Below are 23,725 nucleotides of genomic sequence, written 5' to 3'. Positions count from 1 at the left end.
CTCGTGCGGCCTCATGCCGAATCGCGTCGCCGTGCGCTTTCGCATTCTGTGCATCTGACTCCATCATAGACGCACGTGCCGCGCGAATGATTCCGTCACCGATAAAAAAGACATTTTTGTGTGCGCCAGCACTTATGTCGATGTACTGGCCCAACACGCTGCACGTTCGTTGAAATATCGTTGATTCGCGTCGATAATTGCCTGATCCCAGCCGCGCCGCTCAATCGCGCGGCGCCGTAAAGGCTGTGCAAGGTGCGCGGCCTTTCAGGTTTCAAGGCGATTGAAGACTGTACTCCGGCCGCGTATTTCGGCTATACCCCGGCTGTACCCCGTAGGTTGCACCGCATGATCCGCGCAGTGCCCGTGCGTGCATTCGTCACGTCGCCGCGGCCGGAAAGTTTGCCAGGCGAATATGAAATTATTCACAAAGGGTCTGCTGCTGATCGCGTTGCCGAGCGTCGTCGAGCTTGCTTTGCTCGGCGTCGTGTTCGACACGCAGGAACAGACTGCGCAGGCGGTGCAATCCGCCGCGAACAGCAGACAGATTCTGTATCAGGCGTCGTCGCTTGCCGATCCGTTATTACGCCAGGCTGCGCGGGTGCGCACCGGCCTGATCGTCGGCGACGCAGCGTTTATCGATCGTCATGCGGTGTGGGTCGATCTGTCCGATCGGCTCGCGCATCTCGAGCAACTGGTGGGCGATACGCCGCAGCAGGCCGCGCGCGTCAACGCGATGCGCGATGCGATCGGCAGTTATCACACGCAGGCGCTGGCCGTGGCGCAGGCGTTGCGCGACGGGCGCAGCGTGAAGCCGTACGCGGCGCTCGAAGGCGAGGCGCTGCCGGCGCAGGTCGAAGCCGTGCGCGCGCAGCTCGATGCGTTCATCGACGAAGCGTCGCGGCTCGACGCGCAGCGCCGCGATTCGGTGATGCAGACACGCATGCGTCAACAATATGCATTGATCGCCGCGGTGGTCGGTTCGATGCTGATCTGGGCAGTCACCGCGCTGGTATTCGCGCGCAGCGTGGGCCGCCGGCTCGAGGTGCTGACCGATAACGCCGCGCGCCTCGGCAACGGTCAGCCGTTGTCCGCCCCGCTGGCCGGCAACGACGAGATCGGCGCACTCGATCACGCGCTGCACCAGACAAGTGCCCGCCTGAAGCTTGCCGAGCGCGAGCAGGTCACGCTGCAAAAGCGCTTGCAGGCGCGCGCGGCCGAACTGGCCGGCGTCAACGAAGCGTTGCGCCAGGAGACCCAGGACAACGAGATGTTCATCTACAGCGTGTCGCACGACTTGCGTTCGCCACTCGTCAATCTGCAAGGTTTTTCGAAGGAACTGCAGGTGTCCTGTGACGACGTGCGCGCCACCATCGACAGCGCGCCGCTGCCCGAGGTCGAGCAGCGGCGCCTCGCGCGCGTGCTCGATGGCGATATGCGCGAATCGCTGCAGTTCTTGCGCTCGTCGGTCACGCGCGCCGCGGCGATCATCGATGCGCTGTTGCGCATTTCGCGCGCCGGCCGGCTCGAATACCAGTGGCAGCGCGTGCCGGTGAGCCGCGTGGTCGCGCGCGTGGTCGATGCACTGCAGACGGCGATCCGCGAGCGTGCGGTAACCGTCACGGTGCGCGATCTGCCGTCCGCGTGGGGCGATCCGGGCGCGATCGAGCAGGTGTTCGGCAATCTGCTCAGCAACGCGCTGAATTTTCTCGATCCGGGCCGGCCCGGGCGCATCGAAGTCGGCGCGCTCGCGGCCGACCCCGATGACGAAGCCCATCCGCTCGAACCGAAGACGCGTACCTTCTATGTGCGCGACAATGGCCTCGGCATTCCGGCCGCGTACCTGCCGAAGATGTTCCGCGCGTTCCAGCGTCTGCACGGCGACGTGGCCAAGGGCGACGGCATCGGCCTCGCACTGGTGCGGCGCACCGTCGAGCGGCATGGCGGGCGAATCTGGGTCGAATCGGCGGAAGGCTCGGGGTCGACCTTCTTTGTCGTGTTGCCGGACCAGCCGGTACGCTCCGCATAAGCCGGCGTGCAATGAAATTCGCGAGGAAGCAGACATGACAGGTTTGGACGCAATCGGCAGGACGGTGGGCATCGTACTCATTGAAGACGACGATGGGCATGCCACGCTCGTCGAACGCAATCTGCGCCGGGCCGGTATTTCGAATGGCTTTATCCGCTTTGCCGACGGGCAACAGGCGCTCGACTATTTTTTCGGCGACCGGCCGCTGTCTGACGAGTTGAGCAGCAAGTACCCGTCGCGCGACGATCTGGCCAACTATGTGGTGCTGCTCGATCTGAAGATGCCGCGCGTCGACGGCTTCGAGGTGCTGCGGCGCCTGAAGGAATCGCCTGCCACGGCCGCGATTCCGGTAATCGTATTGACCACCACCGACGATCCGCGCGAGATCGAACGCTGCTATGAACTCGGCTGCAATGTCTACGTCACGAAGCCGGTCGAATACGATGCGTTCATCGAAGCGGTGCGGCGGCTCGGGTTCTTTCTGCAGGTGGTCAAGCTGCCGCCGGGGCATCGGCTTGTGATGACATGAGCCGCGCGCATTGCATGCGGCGACGCCGGTAAGGCGCGCGGCGGGTGCCAGGTTTGCGGGTAAGGGAGCATTGGCCGGGATGCCGCCGCAGCGCGGTGTGAAGCTCAAGACGCAACCCGCGATGAGCCCAGGCAGCCGCATCCGGTACGCCACCCCGCACCCGCGCCGACGTAAACATCCAGACACGCTACGACCCGACAGCGGTCAGCTACGCATAGACAACGAAGAATCAGCATGACTCAACACGCACCAACGTTGCCCGCGGCCTATGTGCTCGTCGTCGATGACGACGAGGGCATTCTGCGGCTAGCGCGCAAGTCGCTCGAACGCGCCGGCTGCAAGGTCGCGCTATGTGCGGGCGTCGGCGCGGCGCGGGCGCGCATTGCCGAGAGCGAGCCGGACCTGCTCGTGCTCGACTATCAGTTGACCGGTGCGGAAACCGGCCTCGATTTTTTCCGCCGCCTGCGCAGCGAAGGGGTGCGTGTGCCGGCGATTCTCGTCACCGGTTTCACCGACGAATCGCGCGTGATCGAAGCGTTGCGTTCAGGCGTGTCGGACGTGGTGCCGAAGGCGGGCGACTATCTGGACTATCTGCCCGAAGCGGTCGAACGCGTGTTGTCGCAGGTGCGTCTGCAGCGCGCGTCGGCCGAAGCGCTGATGCTGCGCGATCGCGAAGAGCATTACCGCACGCTGTCCGAAGCGCTGCCGCACCTCGTATTGACCTGCGATGCGCATGGCGATTGCGATTTCGTATCGAAGCCGTGGGTCGACTATACGGGGCTCGACGGCGCCGCTTCGCAAGGTCTCGCATGGCTCGATGCGGTCCATCCGGACGATCGCGACGAAGTACGGCGCGCGTGGCTGAAAACCGTGCGCAGCGGCGCGGCCGAGTATCGGCAGGAGTTGCGCATGCGCCGCCATGACGGCGAGTATCGCTGGTTCGATACGCGCATTGTCGCGATGCGCGATGCCAATGGCGCGGTGAGCAAATGGTTCGGCAGCTGCACGGACATCCATTCGCAGCGCGAGGCGATCGACGAGCGCGAACGGCTGCTTGCGTCGGAACAGGCCGCGCGCCAGGCGGCCGAAGAAGCGAACCGCGCGAAAGACCGCTTCCTCGCGATGCTGTCGCACGAGCTGCGCACGCCGCTGACGCCGGTGCTGGCCGGCGCGCGGATGCTCGAAACCATTGCGGGATTGCCGGAAGCGGCGCGCTCGGGCATTGCGATGATGCGCCGCAACGTCGAACTCGAAGCGCGGCTGATCGACGATCTGCTCGACCTGACGCGGGTGGCGAACGGCAAGCTGCGGCTGTCGCACGAAACGGTCGACGTGCACGAAGTGATCGACAGCGTGCTCGAACTGTTTCGCAGCGAGATCCAGGTCAAGCAGCAGGACGTGCATGTCGACAAGGCCGCGCAGCATCACTATGTGCTCGGCGACCGCGCGCGGCTGCAGCAGATGCTGTGGAACGTGATCCGCAACGCGGCGAAGTTCACGCCGGATGGCGGCCATATCTACATCCGCACGCGCGACGAACGGATGCACGTGCAGATTTCGATCGAAGATACCGGCGTCGGCATCGAGCCCGCGCAGATCGGCAAACTGTTCAACGCGTTCGAGCAGGGCAGCGAGAACATGTCGCGGCAATTCGGCGGCCTGGGGCTCGGCCTTGCGATCACGAAGGCGCTGACCGATGCGCATGGCGGTACGGTCAGCGCGTATAGCCCGGGCGCGCATTGCGGCGCGACCTTCACGTTCACGCTGCCGACCGCCGAGCGTCCCGCCGACAAGCCGGTGGTTGCGGATGCATCGATCGCGCATCCGGCCGGCGCGCTACGCATCCTGCTGATCGAAGATCACGTCGATACGGCTGAGGTGATGTCGCAGCTGATCCGCATGCTGGGTCACGACGTGACGACGGCCGGCTGCGTGGCCGATGCGCTGGCCGCGACGCGCGCGGCGCAGTTCGATCTGATCATCAGCGACATCGGCTTGCCGGACGGCACGGGGCTCGATTTCATCCGCGCGTTTCGCGAACGCTGCGACTCGCCGGCCATTGCGCTGACCGGCTTCGGTACCGACGAGGATATCCGGCGCTGCGTTGCGGCCGGGTTCAACGCGCACCTGACCAAGCCGGTCAATTTCGTGCAGCTCGAAAAGGCGATCGAGGACGCGGGCCATGCGAAGGTGCACAAGGTCGCGGGTGCAGCAGACGCGGGCAGTGCGGCGGGGGCGGCGAGTGCCACGTAGCGACGCGCGGTGACGTGCGATAAGCGCGCGAATAAACATGCGAACAAACATGCGAACAAACATGCGATAAGCGGCGCGATAGCGCGCAACCACCTACGCCGGTCATGCGCGTCGAGCTGACCGCGCAACCGTGCGCACCGGAGGCGCGCGGCAGCGCGGCGCTGTCCCGCTTCAGCGCGGTGAGTTCTTCAGCGAATCGCGGATCTCGCGCAACAGCAGCGTATCTTCGGCCGGCGCAGCCGGTGCGGCCGCCTCGGCCTCGGTCGGCTTGCGCAGGTTGTTGATGAACTTCACCATCAGAAAGATGATGAACGCGAGAATCAGGAAGTTGATGCAGACCGTGATGAACGAACCGTAGCCGAACACCGCTACGCCGGCCGTCTGCAGATCCTTGAACGAATCCGGGTTGCCTTTGTAGTTGTCGGGGATGTGCCCGAGCAGGATGAACTTGTTCGAGAAATCGAGCCCGCCGGTCGCGACGCCGACGATCGGCATGATCAGGTCTTTCACGATCGAATTGACGATGGTGGAAAACGCGCCGCCGATGATGACGCCGACCGCGAGATCCATCACGTTGCCCTTGACGGCAAATTCCTTGAATTCCTTGATCATGCTCATAAGGCATTTCTCCCTGGTGGTCAGTGTCAATGCACGAATGATAGCGAATGATCACGCCATCGGGCGAGGGAATAGGGCACAAGCGGGGTATAAGCGAAGAACAAGCGGGAGTACAGCGGCGCACCAGCGCGACCAAAGCCTGCAAGCCCCCGCCCACTTCGCTGACACGAACGCCGCTTCAGGCCTGAGCGGTACGCGCCCGTTCGATATGCGCGGCGAAGGTCAGCGTATCGGTGTTGGTGCCGCACAGCAGCACGCCGACCCGCTTGCCTTGCAGCGTTTCGCGCAGCGGCCCGAGCAGCGCGGCAGTGGCGGCAGCGCCGGCCGGCTCGACCGCCAGCTTCAGTTGCGAGAACAAGGTCAGCATTGCAGCGCGCAACTGATCGTCGGACACCGTCACCAGACGGTCGATATGGCGGCGGCATAGCTCGTAGCTGTATTGCTCGGTATGCGGCGCCATCAGCGAATCGGCGATCGAATGCATCTGGCCCATCTTGATCGTATGGTTCGCCGCGAAGCTGCGGCTCATCGCATCGGAGCCTTCGGGCTCGACGCCATACACGTGCACGCGCGGATTCGCGAGGCGCAAAGCGGTCGATACGCCGGCCGCGAGGCCGCCGCCGCCGATCGGCACGATCACCGCATCGAGGTCCGGCGTTTGGGTCGCCCATTCGTAGCCTAGCGTCGCGGTGCCGAGCACCGTGCGATAACCGTTGAACGGGTGCACGAAGTAGCGGCCTTCTTCCGCTTCGATGCGTCGCACGATCTCGAAGGCTTCCACCGCATTTTCGGCCACCACCACTTCGGCGCGGTACTGGCGACACAACGCGATGCGCGCCGGATTCGCCGAGCGGAACACCACCGCCTTCGCGCTGATGCCAAGCCGCATTGCCGCATACGCGACCGCGACCGCATGATTGCCGCCCGATACGCAGGTCACGCCGGCGCTGCGCTGCGGTTCGTCGAGCGCCAGCATATTGGTGAACGCGCCACGTGCCTTGAAACTGCCGCCGGCCTGCAGCAGCTCGAACTTGAAATTGACCAGCGTGCCCTCGAGCGTCGGAAAATCCATCCGGTCGAATACCGGTGTTCGCACGACCCACGGCGTCAGCGTGAAGTGCTGCGCGGCGATCGCATCGAGCGTCGGGATCGGTTCGCCGTCGATCGTGTGGTCGGTGTGCTGCTTGAGGGCGGTGGACATGGCGTGAGCTTGCTTGGGTACGTTCGTTGGGGGGAGAGAACGGTTGTATGTATCGATGTCGGTCAGCGTCGGCTGCGCGGATTACGGCGCGCGCGCATCGACCGACATGCTGTGGATGAATTTGCCCAGGAAGCGCTCGCATTGCGCGAGCTGCTCGAGCGCGACGAATTCGTTGGCCTTGTGCGCCTGCTGGATGTCGCCGGGGCCGCATACGATGCTCGGAATGCCGGCCAGCGAGAACAGACCCGCTTCGGTGCCGTACGCGACCTTGCGTTTGTCGTGCTGGCCGGTCAGCGCGCGTACCAGTTGCGTGATCGCGGCCTGTTCGGTCGCGTCGAGGCCGGGCGCCGCAGCGACCTTGGTGAATTCGATCGCGGCCGCCGCGTGTTCGCGCTGCATCTTCGGCAGCAACGTTTCGCGCGCGTATTGTTCGACGCGCGCGAAGATCGGTTCGGGCGCGAGCGTGGGCAGATTGCGGAATTCAAACGCGAAGCGGCATTCGGCCGGCACCGTGTTGACCGCGTTGCCGCCCTGGATCGTGCTGGTTTGCGCGGTGGTGAACGGCACGTCGTAGCAGTCGTCGAACGGACCTTGCGCGCGGAACTCGTCGGCCATGTCGCGGATGTAGCAGATCAGGCGCGCTGCATATTCGATCGCGTTCAAGCCCTTCGGCGTCAGCGACGAATGGGCGGCGTGGCCGCGCACGCAGCATTGATACACGTTGATGCCCTTGTGGGCGATGATCGGCCGCATGCTGGTCGGCTCGCCGACGATGCAGCCTTCCGGTTTGATGCCGCGCTTCACCAGGTCTTCGAGCATCAGCGGTGCACCGACGCAGCCCACTTCCTCGTCGAACGACAGCGCCAGATGAACCGGTTTGGCGAGGCGCGTTTGCTGCATCTGCGGCACGAGCGTCAACGCCGCGCCGATAAAGCCTTTCATGTCGCAGGTGCCGCGCCCGTATAGCAGGCCGTCGCGCACTTCGGGCTTGAACGGATCGCTATCCCATTGCTGGCCGTCGACCGGCACCACGTCCGTATGACCCGATAGCACGATGCCGCCGTTGGTCTGGCCGTCGTGTGCGGGAATCGTCGCGAACAGGTTGGCCCAGGCGCCGCCTTTGCCGTGCGTGAGCGTGGCTTCGATGCCGCGTTCGCGCAGCGCGTCGCGCACCATTTCGATCAGGCCGAGATTCGGATTGCGGCTGACCGTATCGATTGAAACGAGGCGTTCGACCCACGGAAGGGAAGCAGGAGCAGAAGCGGAGCTGGAGGAAACGTCGGAAGCAGTGTTTTGAACGGCAGTCGTGCTTGCAGGCTGAACAGTATCAGCGACGTGGGACATGTCAGAACTCCAGCTTGATTGTGTGTTCGATCATACCCAAAAACCCTAATAAAGCCAAAAACCTGCATGTTGTGCCACATTTCGTTGCGCAATGCAGCATTGCATGCGAAATATGCGAATCAGTTCAGCTTAGTTGCGCAGCAGTTGCAGCAGCGTGCGTTCGTAGATTCGATAGACGGGGGCGAGGCTGGCGAGCTCGACGCGCTCGTCGTTTGCGTGGATTGCTTCGCCGCGCGGGCCGAAGCCGCACAGCGCAGGGACGCCGAGCGCGGCGAGATAGTTGCCGATATTAGAAGGCCCGGCCACTTCGCGCGGGGGTTCGGTGCCCTGTTCGTGCCGTGCGGCTGCGCACAAAACGCTGACCAGCGGATGCGTATCGGGCACCCGATAGGCGGGCCAGCCGGGGATCCATTCGATGTCCGTCAATAGATTATTTGCAGGACTGCGGGTATAGGCGAGGTCGTGCTCGTGCACGATGCCTTCGATCAGGCGCTTTGCGTGCGCGGCATCGAAGCGCGGCGTGAGGCGGATATCGAGCGTCAGTTCGCAGCGATCGGGCACCGCGGTGAAGCCGCCATCGCCCGCCTGGATGCCGGTGACGGTCATTTGTGATGGACGGTTGAAAGTGACGTCGTCGCTTGCCGGTAGCGCGAGGTCGTGCAGTGCGTTGGCCAATGCGGCGCCGCGCACGGCGGCATTCAGACCGCGTGTGCTGCTTGCACCGGAATGCGCTGCGATGCCATGCACCACTAGCCTCGCGCGCAGGAACCCGCGCGCGCCGACCATCACGCGCTCGCAGCCCGGGTAGCCAATCAGAACGCCATCGGGGCGGGGTGCGCCGATCTGCGCGGGAGGTGAGTGATTTTTGTCAGCGCTGTCGAAAAACGCGCGGGCGCCGCCGAAGCGGCCGGTGTGCTCGTCGAGATCGAACAGCACGCCGAGTCGGCCTGCGAATTCGTCGGTGCGCTGCGCGAGAGCCGCCAGCAGATGCGCGAATAGCGCGACGCCGGCCTTGCTGTCCGCGGCGCCGCGGCCGTATAGCCAGCCGTCGACGATCTGCGCGGACAACGGCGGATGGGTCCAGTTTTGTGGGTCGCCGAAGCCGGCGGTATCGAGTGTGGCGTTCAGTACGTAATAGGGCGTGGCGGGGGCACCTGCAACTGCGGATGGGTTCCGCACTGCGCGTCCCGCGATCTCCGCATACAGCCCGAGCGGCGCCCCGCCCGACGACACGATGCGCGTGCGCGGCACCGCGCCGGCGTGCGCATCGAACCACTGCTCGATGCATTCGAGCACCGGCAAGTTCGCATCGATGCCGCCGCGGCTCGGAATCCGCACGAGCCGCACGAGCAAGTCGACGATCGACGATGAAGTGGGCTCGCCGGGATCGCTCATCGCACGCTCACCGCACGGTCACCGCACGGTCACCGCACGGTCACCGCGCGGCCGCACGCTGTCCGCCCACGGTGCCCTTCGACGGCGTGCCGAGCGCGCGCAGCGTTTCCTTGACCGTCGACACGCGCACCGCGAGGTCCGGACTGCGCGTTTCGATGCGCAGCTTGTCCTGGCCGGCCAGCTTGATGTGCTTGTGCTTCTGCACCATCTCGATGATGCGCATCGCGTCGACCGGCGGGTTCGGAATGAACTGCAGCGCGATCACCGCTTCTCCCGCATCGATCTTCGAGATGCCGAGCGGCCGCGCAGCGAGCCGCAGCCGGTGCGTTTCGACCAGCGCCTGCGCCTGCGGCGGCAGCTTGCCGAAGCGGTCGATCAGCTCTTCCTGGATGCCGTCGATCGAATCGTTGTGTTCGCAATTGGCGAGCCGCTTGTACAACGACAGCCGTTCCTGAACGTCGCCGCAGTAGTCGGCGGGCAGAATCGCCGGCGCATGCAGGTTGATTTCGGTGGTGGCCGCGAGCGGCGACGTCAGGTCCGGTTCCTTGCCGTCCTTCAACGCCTTCACGGCGTCGTTCAGCATATCGGTGTACAGCTGGAAGCCGATCTCGTGAATCTCGCCGGACTGCTTGTCGCCGAGCACCTCGCCGGTGCCGCGGATTTCGAGGTCGTGCATCGCCAGATAGAAGCCGGCGCCGAGCTCTTCCATCTGCTGGATCGCTTCGAGGCGGCGCTGCGCCTGTTTGGTCAGACCTTGCGGATCGTGCACCAGCAGATACGCATACGCCTGGTGATGCGAGCGGCCGACCCGCCCGCGCAACTGATGCAATTGCGCGAGGCCGAACTTGTCCGAGCGGTGAATCAGGATCGTGTTCGCGCTCGGCACGTCGATGCCGGTTTCGATGATGGTCGTGCACAGCAGCACGTTGGCGCGCTGCGCGACGAAATCGCGCATTACGCGTTCGAGTTCGCGCTCGTGCATCTGCCCGTGCGCAACCGCGATGCGCGCTTCAGGCACCAGCGCTTCGAGCATCGCGCGGCGATTCTCGATGGTTTCCACTTCGTTGTGCAGGAAGTACACCTGGCCGCCGCGCTTCAGCTCGCGCAGCATCGCCTCGCGGATCACGCTGTCTTCCTCGCGGCGCACGAAGGTCTTGATCGCAAGACGCTTTTGCGGCGCGGTAGCGATCACCGAGAAATCGCGCAGGCCTTCGAGTGCCATGCCGAGCGTGCGTGGAATCGGCGTGGCGGTCAGCGTCAGTACGTCGACTTCGGCGCGCAGCGCTTTCAGCGCTTCTTTCTGGCGCACACCGAAGCGGTGCTCTTCGTCGATGATCACGAGGCCGAGGCGCTTGAACTGCACTTCCGACGACAGCAGCTTGTGCGTGCCGATCACGATGTCGACGGTGCCTTCGTTGATCTGCTGGATCGCGGCGCTGACTTCCTTCGAGCTCTTGAAGCGCGACAGTTCGGCGATCCGCACCGGCCAGTCGGAGAAGCGGTCGGTGAAGGTCTGCGTGTGCTGTTCCGCGAGCAGCGTGGTGGGCGACAGCAGCGCGACCTGCTTGCCGCCCATCACCGCGATAAACGCGGCGCGCAGCGCCACTTCCGTCTTGCCGAAGCCGACGTCGCCGCACACGAGGCGGTCCATCGGCTGGCCGGCGGTCATGTCGCCGATCACCGCGGCGATCGCCGCGGCCTGGTCCGGCGTTTCCTCGAAGCCGAAGCTCTCGGCGAACTTCACGTAGTCGCGCGGCTCGAGCGCGAATGCGTGGCCCTGGCGGGCGGCGCGGCGCGCGTACAGGTTGAGCAGCTCGGCTGCCGTATCGCGAATCTGCTGCGCAGCCTTGCGCTTGGCTTTGTCCCACTGGCCGGAGCCGAGCGAATGCAGCGGCGCGCTTTCGGGGTCGGCGCCGCTATAGCGCGAGATCACGTGCAATTGCGCGACTGGCACGTACAGCTTGCTTTCGCCTGAGTATTCGAGGTGCAGGAACTCAGTCTCGCCTTCGCCGAGATCCATTGTGACGAGGCCCATGTAGCGGCCGATGCCGTGCTGCGAATGCACCACCGGGTCGCCTACCTTCAGCTCGGACAGGTCGCGCACCATCGAATCGACGTTGCTCGCCTGTTCCTGGCGGCGCCGTCCGGTCTTGCGCGCGAGCGGCCCGTACAGCTCCGTCTCGGTGATCAGCGCGATGCCTTCGGACGGAATCGCAAAGCCGTTCGCGAGCGGCGCGACGCCGAGCGCGAAGCGCGCGTCCGAGGTGAGCCACGCCTGATAATTGTCGACCGAGCCGGCGCGCAGCCCGTTTTCGGCGAGTAGCTGCATGATCGTTTCGCGCCGGCCCGCGGATTCGATCGCGAACAGCACGCGGTTCGGCGTCGCGTCGAGCCACGCGCGCAACGCGGTGACCGGGTCGTCGGCGTGGCGGTCGAGCGCGAGGTTCGGCAGCGGCACGGCCCAGCCGCCTTCCGCTTTGGCGGGCAGCGCGAGGCGCGCGAACGGCTTGGCCAGCGTGAAGAAATCCTGGTCGGACAGAAACAGCCGCTGCGGCTCGAGAATCGGCCGGTCGCGATCGTGCGACAGGAAGCTGTAGCGCTGCCGGGTATCCGCGGTGAAGCGTTTGATGGCGGCGTCGAGGTCGCCGACGAACGCCAATTGTGTTTGCTCAGGCAGATAGTGAAACAGCGTCGCGGTTTCTTCGAAGAACAATGGCAGGTAATACTCGATCCCCGCCGACGGCACGCCATTGCCGATGTCCTTGTAGATCGACGCGCGGCTCGGGTCGCCTTCGAAGACCTCGCGCCAGCGGCTGCGAAACGCGGTGCGCGCGGCTTCGTCGAACGGAAATTCGCGGCCGGGCAGCAGGCGCACGTCGCGCACCGGATACAGGCTGCGCTGTGTGTCCGGGTCGAACGCACGGATCGAATCGACCTGATCGTCGAACAGGTCGAGCCGGTACGGCAACGGCGAGCCCATCGGGAACAGGTCGATCAGCGAGCCGCGCACGCAGTACTCGCCGGGGCGCACTACCTGGCTGACGTGCTCGTAGCCGGCAAGCGTGAGCTGCGACTTCAGCTTCGCTTCGTTGAGCCGTTCGCCCTGCTTGAAGGAGAACGTATAAGCGGCCAGAAACGACGCCGGCGGCATCCGGTAGAGCGCGGTCGTGGCCGGCACCAGCAGGATGTCGCAGCGGCCTTCGCCCAGATCGTGCAGTGTGGCGAGACGCTCGGACACGAGGTCCTGGTGCGGCGAGAAGGTGTCGTAGGGCAGGGTTTCCCAGTCCGGCAGCAGGCGTACCCGCGCCTCGGGCGCGAAGTAGCCGATCTCCTGAGCAAGCCGTTGAGCGTCCACGGCACTGGCGCACATCACCGCCAGCAGCGGCACCTGCTGCCTGTAAGCGAGGTGATAGCGGGCTATCACCAGCGCGTCGGCCGAGCCGTGCGAGCCTTCGAAAGCGAAACGCTGGCCGGCTTTGACGAGCGCGACAGGCGGGTTGGACTGCAAGGGAGCGGTGTCTGACATAAAGGAGGACCGGCCGTGTTTCACAGAAACGGCAAGTTTACGCGTATCGGGCAGTGCGAGCGAAGGACCTATTATAAAATCCGACCTTCACTTTGACCTGGTTGCGTCCCCGTTCTGTGACATTCCGTCTTTTTGCCCTGATCCCGAGCGCCGGTACCGGCAGCCGCGCCGGCGCGCCGATGCCGAAACAGTACCGCAGCGTCGCCGGGCGCGCGATGCTGCATTACTCGCTGGCCGCGTTCGATGCGTGCAGCGAATTTGCGCAGACGCTCGTCGTGATCGCGCCGAACGATCCGCATTTCGACTCGCGTCGCTTCACCGGGCTGCGCTTCGCGGTGCGGCGCTGCGGCGGTGCGTCGCGCCAGGCGTCGGTGCTGAACGGGCTGATCGCGCTGGCCGAGTTCGGCGCGCGCGACGACGACTGGGTGCTGGTGCACGACGCGGCGCGGCCGGGCATTACGCCGGCGCTGATCCGCACGCTGGTCGACGCGCTGAAGGACGATGCGGTGGGCGGCATCATGGCGCTGCCGGTGGCCGATACGCTAAAGCGCATCGCGCCTGATACCGATACGCGGATCGCGCGCACCGAGAGCCGCGATGGCCTGTGGCAGGCGCAGACGCCGCAGATGTTTCGCATCGGCATGTTGCGCGAGGCGATTCTGCGCGCGCAGCAGGATGGTCACGATCTGACCGACGAGGCGAGCGCGATCGAATGGCTCGGCCACGCGCCGCGCCTCGTGCAGGGCAGCCTGCGCAACTTCAAGGTCACCTATCCGGAAGATTTCGATCTGGCCGAGGCGATTCTGAGCCGGCCGGAGACGACGTGGAATGCGGCGTCGTCGTCGTGAGCTTGCGGTTTCTACGAGATTGCCTCAAACATAACAACGGACCTCACAACTATGGATTTCAGAATCGGACAAGGCTATGACGTGCACGCGCTGGTGCCCGGGCGGCCGCTGATCATCGGCGGGGTGACGATTCCCTACGAGCGCGGCCTGCTTGGCCATTCGGATGCGGACGTGCTGCTGCATGCGATTACCGATGCGCTGTTCGGTGCTGCCGCGCTCGGTGATATCGGCCGTCATTTTCCGGATACGGCGACTGAGTTTGCCGGTGCCGACAGCCGCGTGCTGTTGCGCGAATGCGCGGCGCGCATCGCGCGCGCCGGGTTCTCGATCGCCAATGTGGATAGCACCGTGATCGCGCAGGCGCCGAAGCTCGCGCCGCATATCGACGCGATGCGCGCGAATATCGCCGCGGATCTGCAGCTGCCGCTCGAGCGCGTCAATGTGAAGGCGAAGACCAACGAGAAGCTGGGGTATCTCGGGCGAGGCGAGGGGATCGAAGCGCAGGCTGCGGCGTTGCTGGTGCGCGCCTGAGGCACACGGAGCACATGCCGCTGCTGCAAGCGTAAAGCAGTGGCGCAGCATCACATCACGCCGCTCGCACAAACAAAAACGCCACGCATGTAGTGCGTGGCGTTTTGTTTTTTGCGGCGCTCACATAAGCGCGGCCGCCGCCGCAGCGGCACAGCAGCGACACCGCCGCCGCGCCGCGCGCGTGCTATTTACTTGCCTTCAGCCGCGATCACCAGCGCCGCGGCATTGATCACCGCCGCGATGCGGCCGACGTCGCGCAATTGCGTCGAGCTCATGCCTTCCTGCAGCAGCGTCTCGAAGTGCGACTTCACGCAGAAGTGGCACTTGCCGATGATCGACGCAGCCAGCGCATACATCTCGAAGCGGCGCTTGTCGACCCCACCATGCGACGCATACGCGTTCATCCGCAGGCCGGCCGGCTGCGACTTCAGGTCTGCATTGCCGGCCATTTCGATGTACGGATACCAGACGTTGTTCATGCCCATCAGCGCCGAAGCCGTCAGCGCGCCGTTGGTTTCTTCGGGCGACAGCACACCGGCGTTGCGGATCGCTTCGACCAGCTTCGGGCTTTTCGCCGCGAATGCGGCAGCCAGCGCGACGCCGACCGCGTCGTTGCCTTCCAGCGACGAGCGCGCGATCGTGCCGTCCAGATTCAGGCGAATGTCTTTCGCGTAGTCGGGAACAAGTGCTTTAATCGCAGACAAGAATTCCATTGATATCTCCTATCGAGTTGCCGACAAAAAAGCCCGCGGCTCTTTCAAGCTTAGCGGGCTTTTCACTGCGAGAACTTACAGCGTCGAGCCGCCGACTGCACGGTTGCACGGGCACAGTTCGTCCGTTTGCAGACCGTCCAGAATCCGCAGCACTTCGTCCGGATTACGGCCGACGTTCAGGTTGTTCACCGAAACGTGCTGGATCGTGTTGTCCGGATCGACGATGAAGGTAGCGCGCAGTGCCACGCCAGCTTCCTTGTCGCGCACGCCGAGCTGGTCGATCAGCTCGCCCTTGACGTCGCCGAACGCGTAGTGGTTCAGCTTGTCCAGGTCCTTGTGCTCACGGCGCCATGCGAGCTTGACGAATTCGTTGTCGACGCTGCCGCCGAGCAGCACGGCGTCACGCTCTTCGAAATCTTTCTGCAGCTTGCCGAACTCGACGATTTCCGTCGGGCACACGAACGTGAAGTCCTTCGGATAGAAATAGATGATTTTCCACTTGCCCGGGAACGACTGTTCGGTGATTTCTTCGAACGCCGACACGCCGTTCTCTTCGTGGTGGTTAAAGCCCGGCTTTGCAGCGGTGACGGTGAAAGCTTCGAGTTTATCGCCGACGGTTTTCATGCAGACACTCCTTAGTAAAAGTGGCTAAAAGTTGGCAAACGGGGTGGCAAACTGGATTCGGGCAGATGTGGTCAAGCTACCTGACCGCTGTAACGAGTGCGTTACACAGCCGCTACTATAACTCTATTGCTAAATTCGAGCAATAGTTTTTCACTAACGAACCGGATAGATTTTCTTCAACGCCTCGATAGTGTGGTGTCACACGATTGTTTCGTTTTGATGGCGGGAGGCGGGGCAGCAAGCGCTGTTCCGAAACCGTGCGGCTGCCTTTCGACAGATCAGCCGCTTAACTGCTTTTCGCCAGAGGAAACTCGATCGTCACTTCGAGCCCCGGGCCCGGTGTGCGATTGCGCAGGCGCAAGGCACCCCGGTAGCGGCCCACGAGGCGCAGCACGATCGCCATGCCGAGGCCGGTGCCGTTAGCCTGGGTACGCGCCGAGTTGACGCGATAGAACGGCCGTGTGACGAGCGCGAGCTGATCCTCCGGGATGCCCGGGCCTTCGTCGACCACCGACAATTCGACCCGCGAATGCGACACGCGTGTCTCCAGCATCACGTGCGGAATGCCGTCCGCTTCGCTCAAACCATACTTGCGCGCGTTCTCGATCAGGTTGCCGACCACGCGCCGGATGTCGGTCTCGTCCGCTTCGATCACCGCCGATGGCGCGAGCCGCGTGATCAGCCGGATGTCGTCTTCGCCCTGCATGCGCGCCGCGAGTTCGCCCGCGATGATCGACAGATCGACCGGCTCCGGCATGCGCTGCACCGGGCGCGCGTAGTCGAGGAAGCGGCCGATGATCATGTCCATCTGTTCGATGTCGTCGGCCATCGCATCTTTGGTGGCCTGGTCGGACGGGCTCATTTCCGTCTCGAGTCTCAGCCGCGCCAGCGGTGTACGCAGGTCGTGCGAGATGCCGGCGAGCATCAGCGCGCGGTCCGCCTCGAGCTGCTCGAGGTCGCGCACCATCTGGTTGAAGCTTCGGTTGGTTTCCGCCGCGACGCCCAGTCCACGTTCCGGCAACTGCTCGGGCGACTGCCCGGAGCCCACCTTGCGCGCGGCCATTGCGAGGCGCGCGAACGGCCGGTTCACCAGACTCGTGATGAACGCCGCGCCGAACAGCGACAGCGCCAGCGCAAACACGCCCCAGCCGGCCCATTGCAGACCCGTGACGTTGTCGAGCTGATCGCGGTCTAGCGCGACCCAGTAATCGTCGTCGTCGATCTTGAAGCTGATCCACACACCCGGGATATCGTTGACCGATTGCGCGATGATCGTGTCGTCGCCCAAACGCCCGCGGATGTCATGCTCGATCAGCCGGTTCAGCGATTCATCGGGCTGCAGCTTGTATTTGTCGGTGGTCTCGCGCGGGTATACGCGCACGCCTTCATTGCTCTCGAGATCCTGCAGCAGCGCGCGCCGCAAGTCGGGATCGGAGTAGAGCAGAGCGGTGCGCGTGAGCTTGACGATTGCGACCAGCTGCAGCGCCACGCGCTGCGCGCGCGGCTCGCGCTCGATCACGCGAAAGCTCTGGAACCACGCGGCGAGACTGACCGCGATCAGCAGCGCGATCAGCAGAAAGGTCCGCCAGAAGAGGCCGCCGAACGCGAGCGTCAGGAGGCGCCGGTCGATCCGCATGCGGCCTTCTTGTCGAGGAGCAGACAACGCGCTGCGAGCAAATTCAGGCCGCGCCGTCGGGGATGAACACGTAACCGAGACCCCAGACGGTTTGAATGAAGCGGGGGCTGCCCGGGTCGGGTTCGATCAGCTTGCGCAGACGCGAGATCTGCACGTCGAGGCTGCGGTCGAACACTTCGTACTCGCGGCCGCGCGCCAGTTCCATCAGCTTTTCGCGCGACAGCGGCTGGCGCGGATGGCGGGCGAACACCTTGAGCACCGAGAACTCGCCGGTCGTGAGCGGAATCTCCTGGCCGGCTTTGGTCAGCGTGCGCGTGGCGAGATTCAGTGCGAACTCGCCGAACTCGAACACCTCCGAGGTTTCGGACGGCGCGCCCGGCAGTTCCGACGGCGACTGACGACGCAGCACCGCATGAATGCGCGCGACCAGTTCCCGTGGGTTGAACGGCTTGGGCAGATAGTCGTCGGCGCCCATCTCGAGGCCGACGATGCGATCGACGTCTTCGCCCTTGGCCGTCAGCATGATGATCGGCGTGCGATCGTTGCTGCCGCGCAGGCGCCGGCAGATGGAGAGCCCGTCTTCGCCCGGCAGCATCAGATCGAGCACCAGCAGGTCGAAGCGTTCGCGAACCCAGAGCTTGTTCATCGACGGCGCGTTCTCTGCGACATAAACGTTGAAGCCCTGTTCGCCGAGATAGCGGCGCAAAAGGTCGCGCAGGCGCGGGTCGTCGTCGACGACAAGTATTTTCGAAGGGTTTTTGGTTTCCATGGATGGCATCTTAGCGCGATTAGAAAGAAGAACGCGGTTACGGCAATTATTGAGTAACAGTCAGTTACAAAATTTACCCGGCCTGTGGCACGGCGTAAAGCGGGCGCGCTTACACTCCTTTACTGTCTGCGCCAGTTCGGTAGATACTTCACAAGACCAATCTCTCGCACCCGGTTATTGCCGGAGTCACCATACGCATTTGAGGTAGCCGGTTGCAGCGTCACGAAGGGAAAAAGATGAAGGGAGGGGTCTGGCCGAACTTGCGGCTGAGCGTAATCGCGCTGGCAGTGGCGAGTATGTTCGCGGCAGCACTGAGTCCGCCCGCGCTGGCCGACCCGCCGCCGCAAGCCGATCGCGTCGCACCTCCTCATTCCTCTTCGCATCCCCGTAACCGCGCGTCCCGTTCGCAGCACACTCCGAAAGTCGATGCGCCGGCATCCGATACGATCATGCGCACTGCCGTGCCGCCCGATCTCGATGAGCGCCGCCGCGACGGGCACATGACGCCGGAAGAACGGCGGCTGTTGCGGCAGCACATCGAAGACGCGGTGCGCGAGTTGTACAAGCGCTAGTGCGCAAGGATGCGCGACGCATCGTCGATGCTGATGCGCGTGCCGTTGCACGTCGTTCGTACCGCGGCGCATGTGGTTGCATGCGCAACTTGCGATCGACGCGGTGTTCTTCAATCATCTTCAGCGATTCACCTGCAACCATCCTCATGCGAGGCTCAGGATGAAACGACGCGAGTTCCTGTCGTCGGCCGCGGCGGCGAGCGCGGCGTGGTGGGTGCCGCGCGTGTCGTCCGGTGCGGCGCAGAGGCCCGCGCTGAGCCGCTCAGAGACACAACGTGCGTGGGTTACGCCTGCACTCGATGCGCGCCGCGTGTTGATCCTGATCGAACTCAAAGGCGGCAATGACGGCTTGAACACCGTGATTCCGTTTGCCGATCCGGCGTATCGCCAGTTGCGCCCGCAACTGGCGGTGCCGCGCGATGCTGTACTGCAGCTGGATGAGCGTACTGCGTTGCACCCGTCACTGCAGCCGTTGCTGCCGATCTGGCAAAACGGCGAACTCGCTATCGTGCAAGGGCTCGGTTACGCGCAAACCAATTTCTCGCACTTCCGATCGTCGGAAATCTGGCATACCGCGTCGGATGCGCAGCGTTATCTTCGCGATGGGTGGCTCACGCGCGCGTTCGCAGCGGGACGTGGGATGGCATGCGACGAGCGGGCCGCAAGTTGCGTGGTCGATGGCGCGGAGCTGGGGCCGCTTGGTGGAATGACTCGAGCGGCGCTGCTGCCGGTGTCGCTTGCAACGATCGCAAGACCGGCTCAGCAGCGCGCGTTGCCTGAGCTAAGTGTGGCGTCGCGCGTGGCCGCGATGACCTTGCCGACCGATCGTTTCGGCGCATCGATCAGGACGGCGCTGGAGCACATCGCAGCGACGCCGTTCATGCAGACGCACACGTCCGGCGGCGCTTCGCAGCTTGTCGTCAAACTAACGTTGAACGGCTTCGATACGCATGCCAACCAACGCGTGCGGCACGCCGCCTTGCTGGCGCAACTCGCGGGCGGTTGCGCGGCGTTGCGTGCAGCGCTGCTTGAACTTGGCTGGTGGCGCGATGCGCTGATCGTTACTTACTCGGAGTTCGGCCGTGAGGCGCGCGAAAACGACGCCGGCGGCACCGGGCACGGTAGTAGTGCGCCGCACTTCGTGATGGGCGATCGCGTGCGTGGCGGGTTGTACGGTGCGCCGCCCGCGCTGTCGAGACTGGACGGCAATGGCAATCTGCCGGTCGCAGTCGATTTCAGGCGGCTGTACGCCACGCTGCTTGGCGCATGGTGGGGTATTGAGCCGGGTAGCGTGCTCGAACGGCGTTTCGAGCCGTTGCCATTGTTGAAGGTGTGAGGCCGACTGACTAACGCTTCAGACCTGGTGCATTGGGCAGCCCGTCGCGCGAAGGCGCTTGCCCCGCTTGCGTGTTTGGTGCCGTCAAGGCGGCGCGGCGCGGCGCGGCGTTCAGGCCGCCTCTCTGCCTGAGTGCACGCGAACTCAACCATGGCTGAAGCGCGAGTGGTGCCGCACGCGCTCGCGTACTTACGCGCTGCGCGCCGCGCGCCACGCCACCCACAGCTTGCGGATCGGCGTCAGCGCGATGCGCTGATGCAGCACATGATAGCCATCGCGCTCGATTTCATCGAGCAGCGCCAGTGCCAGCGCCGCGAGCGCGCGCAGCGTGCGCTGCGTGCGGCGTTCGGCCGCCGGCAACGCAGCGAGCGCGGTATCGAGCGAAGCGCGCGCACGCGTGGTCTGAAACCGCATCAGGTCGGTGAACGCATCGCTGTAGCGGCGGTTGATCAGGTCGGCTGCCGTCACGTTGAAGCGTTGCATCTCGTCGATCGGAATATAGATGCGGCCGTGTCGCGCGTCGTTGCCCAACTCGACGACGAATTGCGCCAGCATCAGCGCCTGCCCGAGCGGCGCAGCCCACGCGGCGGCGTGGGCCGGCTCTTTGGCGGTCGCGCGCGCGACCATCGCCGCGAAGGTGCCGCCGACGCTGTCGATATAGCGACGCAGATTCGGAAAGTCGAGGTAGCGTGCCTGGTCGAGGTCCATTTCGAAGCCGGCGAGCAACGCTTGCAGCGCGGGGTACTCAGCCTCGACGTCGGGCAGATGCGCGGCGAGTGCTTTCGATACCGGATGCGACGCTTGCCCCGCGGCGAGCGCTGCCGCTTCCTTTTGCCACCATGCGAGCTTGGTGCGGCCGACCGTCGGGTCGCTGGTTTCCTTCACGGTTTCCTCGAACTCACGACGCAGCGCGAAGAGCGCCGTGAGCAGCGGCTGACGTGCAGCCGGTGCTTGCCGAAGCGCGTAGTAGATGCTCGACCCGGGAGGTGCTGCTTTCTGCTGGCAGTATTCGTCGAAATTCACTGGTTGGCGTGGAGGGTGAGGGGGAGCAAGGCGCGCCTTGAGCGGCGAGTCGAAAATTGTAGCATCGGTGCGCGGACGAATTGCAGACAAGCGCATGCGGTTCGGGTAGAATCTCGCCCTCACGCACTTTGGGCTGTGCTGCCACAATTTTACTGGCGGCGTGCACGCTGCAAGCGCTGCAAGCGGCAAGACATCGGGCGCATGCGCCTGGCGGCGAGGATGGCGAAATTGGTAGACGCACCAGGTTTAGGTCCTGACGCCCGCAAGGGTGTGGGGGTTCGAGTCCCCCTCCTCGCACCATCGAAGTGATGCAATTCAAAGCCCCGCAGGCCTGCGCCTCGCGGGGTTTTTTTATGCGCCCGTGCGTGTACCTTGCGCCGTTACGCGTCGCCATGCAGGCACGTGTGCATAAAAAAACCCCGCGTGCTGCGGGGTGTTCGGTGCCGTGCTCGCCGGGGCGATCAGTGGCAGCGCTTTTCCCAATGGTGATGAACGCGCACCTTGTGGCACACCGGATGGTGGTGGTCATATGCAAATGCCGACGACATGCTGCCAAATCCTGCTGCAGCGGCGACCAACGCCAGAAAAACCTTCTTCATGTATCAATCCTTTCGGTTTGTTAAAACGGACGGGGCGCCATCGTAGCAGGGCAGTATTACGATTTGCTGAAACCCGGATCGTGGGCGGGGCAATGCATGGCGTCGCTCGCGAGCCGTGTCGCGGTAAATGCGTAGTACGGGCTGGCCGGGCAGGAGGCCGGTGGGCTTTGGTTGCGCGTGCAACTAGTTTGTCCTATGCTGCGCTGACATTCGCAGGGCGCAGTGCAGCAGGCGCGCCACATCGGCGCCAACGTCGTGCACGGAGACCGTCATGCCAGCTGTCGATCTTGAAGAGCGTGCAACGCCTCGTGGACCCGTCGGCACGGAGCGCGCGTTGCGCGTCGAGCTGGCTGGCACGTATCGCGTCTTCGCGATGCTTGGCTGGACCGAACTGATCTACAACCACATCACGGTTCGTGTGCCCGGCGCGCAAACGCATTTTCTGATCAATCCGTTTGGACTCCATTACACGGAAGTGACCGCATCGAATCTGGTGAAGATCGATGTCGACGGCAAGGTCGTGGATGGATCGCGACATCCGGTGAATCCCGCCGGGTTCGTGGTGCATGCGGCGCTGCATCGTGCATTGCCCGATGCGCATTGCGTGATGCACACGCACACGACCGCGGGTCTCGCCGTGGCCTGCTCGCAGACCGGACTCGAAAACAGCAACTTCTATTCGGCGCAGCTGCACGGCATGATTGCGTATCACGACTTCGAAGGCGTCACCGTTCACGCGGACGAGGGGCCACGCCTCGTCGCCGACCTCGGCGACAAGCGCTTGATGATTCTGCGCAATCATGGCTTGTTGTCGTTGGGCTCGACGATTGCCGAGGCGTTCGTGCGACTATGGACGCTCAACCGCGCGTGCGAAGTGCAACTGGCGACGGCCGCGCTCGGTGCGCCGCGCATGATCTCCGACGCGATTGCCGGGCGCAGCACGCGCGCCGCATTGCAGTTCGATCCGCGCCATGGCGCGGGCGCCGACGTACTGTGCGCGCTGCTGCGCCAGGTCGATCGACTCGATCCGTCATACAGGGAGTAGCCAGCAGATGAGCAGCGGGCAATTACGTACAGCCGTGATCGGGGCGGGCGCGATCGGCGGCTTGATCGCGGCGGCGGCGGTTCGCGCAGGGCATGCGGTGCAGGTGCTGGCGCGCGGCAAGACGCTCGACGCGTTGCGTGCAGAAGGGCTGCGCGTGATCGACGGTCAATCCGAATCACGCGTGCCGGTGAATGCAGGCGACGAACCGGCGGCCTTCGGCGTGCAGGACTTTGTGGTGGTCGCGTTGAAAGCGCAGACCTTGCCGCCGCTCGCCGCGAGCCTGCGGCCGTTGATCGGGCCGCACACGGTGATCGTCGCCGCGATGAACGGCTTGCCGTGGTGGTTCCTGCATCGCTTCGCCGGGCCGCTCGCAGACCGGCATATCGATGCGGTGGATCCGGGCGGCGCTGTTTCGTCGGCGTTGCCGCCCGCACGCGCGATCGGTTGTGTCGTGCATCTGTCTTCGTCGACCGATGCGCCGGGTGTGGTGCGGCGCGGTCGTGGCAATCATCTGATCGTCGGCGCGCCGCATGAGGAACTCGACGCGCCAGCCGGCGCATTCGCTGCGGCGATGCGGGACGGCGGCTTCGACGTCACGCTGTCAGACGACATTCGCACTGAAATCTGGGCGAAGCTGTGGGGCAACATGAACATGAATCCGCTGAGCGCATTGACCGGCTCGACGGCGGATCGCCTGCTCGACGATCCGCTGACGCATGCGCTGGTGCTGCGGATGATGGAGGAGGCCGATGCGATCGGCGCGTGCCTCGGGTTGTCGACGGGCATCAGCGCGCCGCAGCGGGTTGCCGTGACGCGCAAGCTTGGCGCATTCAAGACATCGATGCTGCAGGACTTCGAAGCGGGTCGGCCGCTGGAGGTGGAACCGATCCTCGGCGTGTTTCCGGAGCTCGGGCGCAAGCTGAATGTGCCGACGCCGTATTGCGATGCGGTGCTTGGTTTGTTGCGGCAGCGGGCGGCAAACAGCGGAATCTGAGGGCACGGGTTAACGGCGTGTGGTTAAGTGCGCGAGGCCAGCCGGCGAGCGATGGGGCGTTGTGGTGCTCGACAAACGCTTGAGGCATGGCACCGTGCCGAATGCAAAGGCATCACGGCAAGTTGCGCGACCGCGACGGAAGC

The 23,725-nt window shown here is 64.4% G+C and carries 20 protein-coding genes and 1 tRNA gene; 10 read left to right on the top strand and 11 right to left on the bottom strand.

Going from position 1 to position 23,725, the window contains the following annotated elements; all coding sequences use genetic code 11:
- The first annotated feature begins 412 nt into the window (after positions 1-412).
- From ACYVNQ_RS34165 to ACYVNQ_RS34155, 3 genes are all read left to right on the top strand, one after another.
- Entirely contained in the window at positions 413-2,026 is a 1,614-nt protein-coding gene (locus ACYVNQ_RS34165) for a sensor histidine kinase (RefSeq protein WP_460909461.1), read from the top strand.
- Between the two features lie 34 nt (positions 2,027-2,060).
- Positions 2,061-2,555, top strand: a complete 495-nt coding sequence (locus ACYVNQ_RS34160) for a response regulator (RefSeq protein WP_460909459.1) — start codon at positions 2,061-2,063, stop codon at positions 2,553-2,555.
- 234 nt (positions 2,556-2,789) lie between these two features.
- Positions 2,790-4,808 carry a hybrid sensor histidine kinase/response regulator gene (locus tag ACYVNQ_RS34155; RefSeq protein ID WP_460909456.1) on the top strand — a complete coding sequence of 673 codons (2,019 nt, stop codon included), beginning with the start codon at positions 2,790-2,792 and terminating at the stop codon, positions 4,806-4,808.
- Positions 4,809-4,979: 171 nt separating this feature from the next.
- On the opposite strand, the gene mscL is transcribed toward ACYVNQ_RS34155, so the two are convergent.
- The 5 genes from mscL to mfd form a co-directional block, all read right to left on the bottom strand.
- Entirely contained in the window at positions 4,980-5,426 is a 447-nt protein-coding gene (gene mscL, locus ACYVNQ_RS34150) for a large conductance mechanosensitive channel protein MscL (protein ID WP_460909454.1), read from the bottom strand.
- Between the two features lie 178 nt (positions 5,427-5,604).
- The gene (locus ACYVNQ_RS34145) at positions 5,605-6,627 is read right to left on the bottom strand and encodes a threonine/serine dehydratase (protein WP_460909452.1); all 1,023 of its coding nucleotides are present in this window, start codon (positions 6,625-6,627) and stop codon (positions 5,605-5,607) included.
- 81 nt (positions 6,628-6,708) lie between these two features.
- Positions 6,709-7,971 carry an acetylornithine deacetylase gene (gene argE, locus ACYVNQ_RS34140; protein WP_460909450.1) on the bottom strand — a complete coding sequence of 421 codons (1,263 nt, stop codon included), beginning with the start codon at positions 7,969-7,971 and terminating at the stop codon, positions 6,709-6,711.
- A 129-nt stretch (positions 7,972-8,100) separates the two neighbouring features.
- On the bottom strand, positions 8,101-9,366 hold the full coding sequence (locus ACYVNQ_RS34135; protein WP_460909447.1) for a M20 family metallopeptidase: 1,266 nt from the start codon (positions 9,364-9,366) through the stop codon (positions 8,101-8,103).
- A 40-nt stretch (positions 9,367-9,406) separates the two neighbouring features.
- A complete protein-coding gene (gene mfd, locus ACYVNQ_RS34130) occupies positions 9,407-12,892 on the bottom strand; it encodes a transcription-repair coupling factor (protein ID WP_460909445.1) in 3,486 nt (1,161 codons plus the stop codon).
- 116 nt (positions 12,893-13,008) lie between these two features.
- Between mfd and ispD the strand changes: the two genes are divergently transcribed.
- Positions 13,009-13,740, top strand: coding sequence for a 2-C-methyl-D-erythritol 4-phosphate cytidylyltransferase (gene ispD / locus ACYVNQ_RS34125; RefSeq protein ID WP_460909443.1), 732 nt, complete (start codon positions 13,009-13,011; stop codon positions 13,738-13,740).
- Positions 13,741-13,791: 51 nt separating this feature from the next.
- Complete coding sequence (gene ispF, locus ACYVNQ_RS34120) at positions 13,792-14,271, top strand: 2-C-methyl-D-erythritol 2,4-cyclodiphosphate synthase (RefSeq protein ID WP_460909441.1); 480 nt, start codon at positions 13,792-13,794, stop codon at positions 14,269-14,271.
- 188 nt (positions 14,272-14,459) lie between these two features.
- On the opposite strand, the gene ACYVNQ_RS34115 is transcribed toward ispF, so the two are convergent.
- The 4 genes from ACYVNQ_RS34115 to ompR form a co-directional block, all read right to left on the bottom strand.
- Positions 14,460-14,984 carry a carboxymuconolactone decarboxylase family protein gene (locus ACYVNQ_RS34115; RefSeq protein WP_460909439.1) on the bottom strand — a complete coding sequence of 175 codons (525 nt, stop codon included), beginning with the start codon at positions 14,982-14,984 and terminating at the stop codon, positions 14,460-14,462.
- 75 nt (positions 14,985-15,059) lie between these two features.
- A complete protein-coding gene (locus ACYVNQ_RS34110) occupies positions 15,060-15,608 on the bottom strand; it encodes a peroxiredoxin (protein ID WP_460909437.1) in 549 nt (182 codons plus the stop codon).
- 286 nt (positions 15,609-15,894) lie between these two features.
- On the bottom strand, positions 15,895-17,244 hold the full coding sequence (locus ACYVNQ_RS34105; RefSeq protein ID WP_460909435.1) for an ATP-binding protein: 1,350 nt from the start codon (positions 17,242-17,244) through the stop codon (positions 15,895-15,897).
- Positions 17,245-17,287: 43 nt separating this feature from the next.
- Entirely contained in the window at positions 17,288-18,022 is a 735-nt protein-coding gene (ompR, locus tag ACYVNQ_RS34100; RefSeq protein WP_409518858.1) for an osmolarity response regulator transcription factor OmpR, read from the bottom strand.
- A gap of 227 nt (positions 18,023-18,249) precedes the next feature.
- Here ompR and ACYVNQ_RS34095 point away from each other — a divergent pair, with 227 nt between their 5' ends.
- The gene (locus ACYVNQ_RS34095; protein ID WP_460909433.1) at positions 18,250-18,585 is read left to right on the top strand and encodes a hypothetical protein; all 336 of its coding nucleotides are present in this window, start codon (positions 18,250-18,252) and stop codon (positions 18,583-18,585) included.
- Positions 18,586-18,745: 160 nt separating this feature from the next.
- Positions 18,746-19,921 (top strand): DUF1501 domain-containing protein, encoded by a 1,176-nt coding sequence (locus ACYVNQ_RS34090; RefSeq protein WP_460909431.1) that lies wholly within the window; start codon positions 18,746-18,748, stop codon positions 19,919-19,921.
- A 189-nt stretch (positions 19,922-20,110) separates the two neighbouring features.
- Here the strand turns inward: ACYVNQ_RS34090 and hpnD are convergent, their stop codons facing one another.
- Positions 20,111-20,944 (bottom strand): presqualene diphosphate synthase HpnD, encoded by an 834-nt coding sequence (gene hpnD / locus ACYVNQ_RS34085; RefSeq protein ID WP_460909429.1) that lies wholly within the window; start codon positions 20,942-20,944, stop codon positions 20,111-20,113.
- Between the two features lie 213 nt (positions 20,945-21,157).
- Here hpnD and ACYVNQ_RS34080 point away from each other — a divergent pair.
- Positions 21,158-21,244: transfer RNA gene (locus ACYVNQ_RS34080), tRNA-Leu, on the top strand.
- 161 nt (positions 21,245-21,405) lie between these two features.
- Here the strand turns inward: ACYVNQ_RS34080 and ACYVNQ_RS34075 are convergent.
- Positions 21,406-21,543, bottom strand: a complete 138-nt coding sequence (locus ACYVNQ_RS34075; protein WP_460909427.1) for a hypothetical protein — start codon at positions 21,541-21,543, stop codon at positions 21,406-21,408.
- A 271-nt stretch (positions 21,544-21,814) separates the two neighbouring features.
- On the opposite strand from ACYVNQ_RS34075, the gene ACYVNQ_RS34070 reads away from it, so the two are divergent.
- Positions 21,815-22,588: a class II aldolase/adducin family protein gene (locus ACYVNQ_RS34070; RefSeq protein ID WP_460909425.1), complete on the top strand. Its 774-nt coding sequence runs from the start codon at positions 21,815-21,817 to the stop codon at positions 22,586-22,588.
- Positions 22,589-22,595: 7 nt separating this feature from the next.
- Positions 22,596-23,582, top strand: a complete 987-nt coding sequence (locus ACYVNQ_RS34065; protein ID WP_460909422.1) for a 2-dehydropantoate 2-reductase — start codon at positions 22,596-22,598, stop codon at positions 23,580-23,582.
- The last annotated feature ends 143 nt before the right edge of the window (positions 23,583-23,725 follow it).

The sequence above is a fragment of the Paraburkholderia jirisanensis genome, from assembly GCF_054782355.1.
Note: the sequence above shows the minus strand (reverse complement) of the source record. Positions and strands in the feature narration are given on the sequence as shown.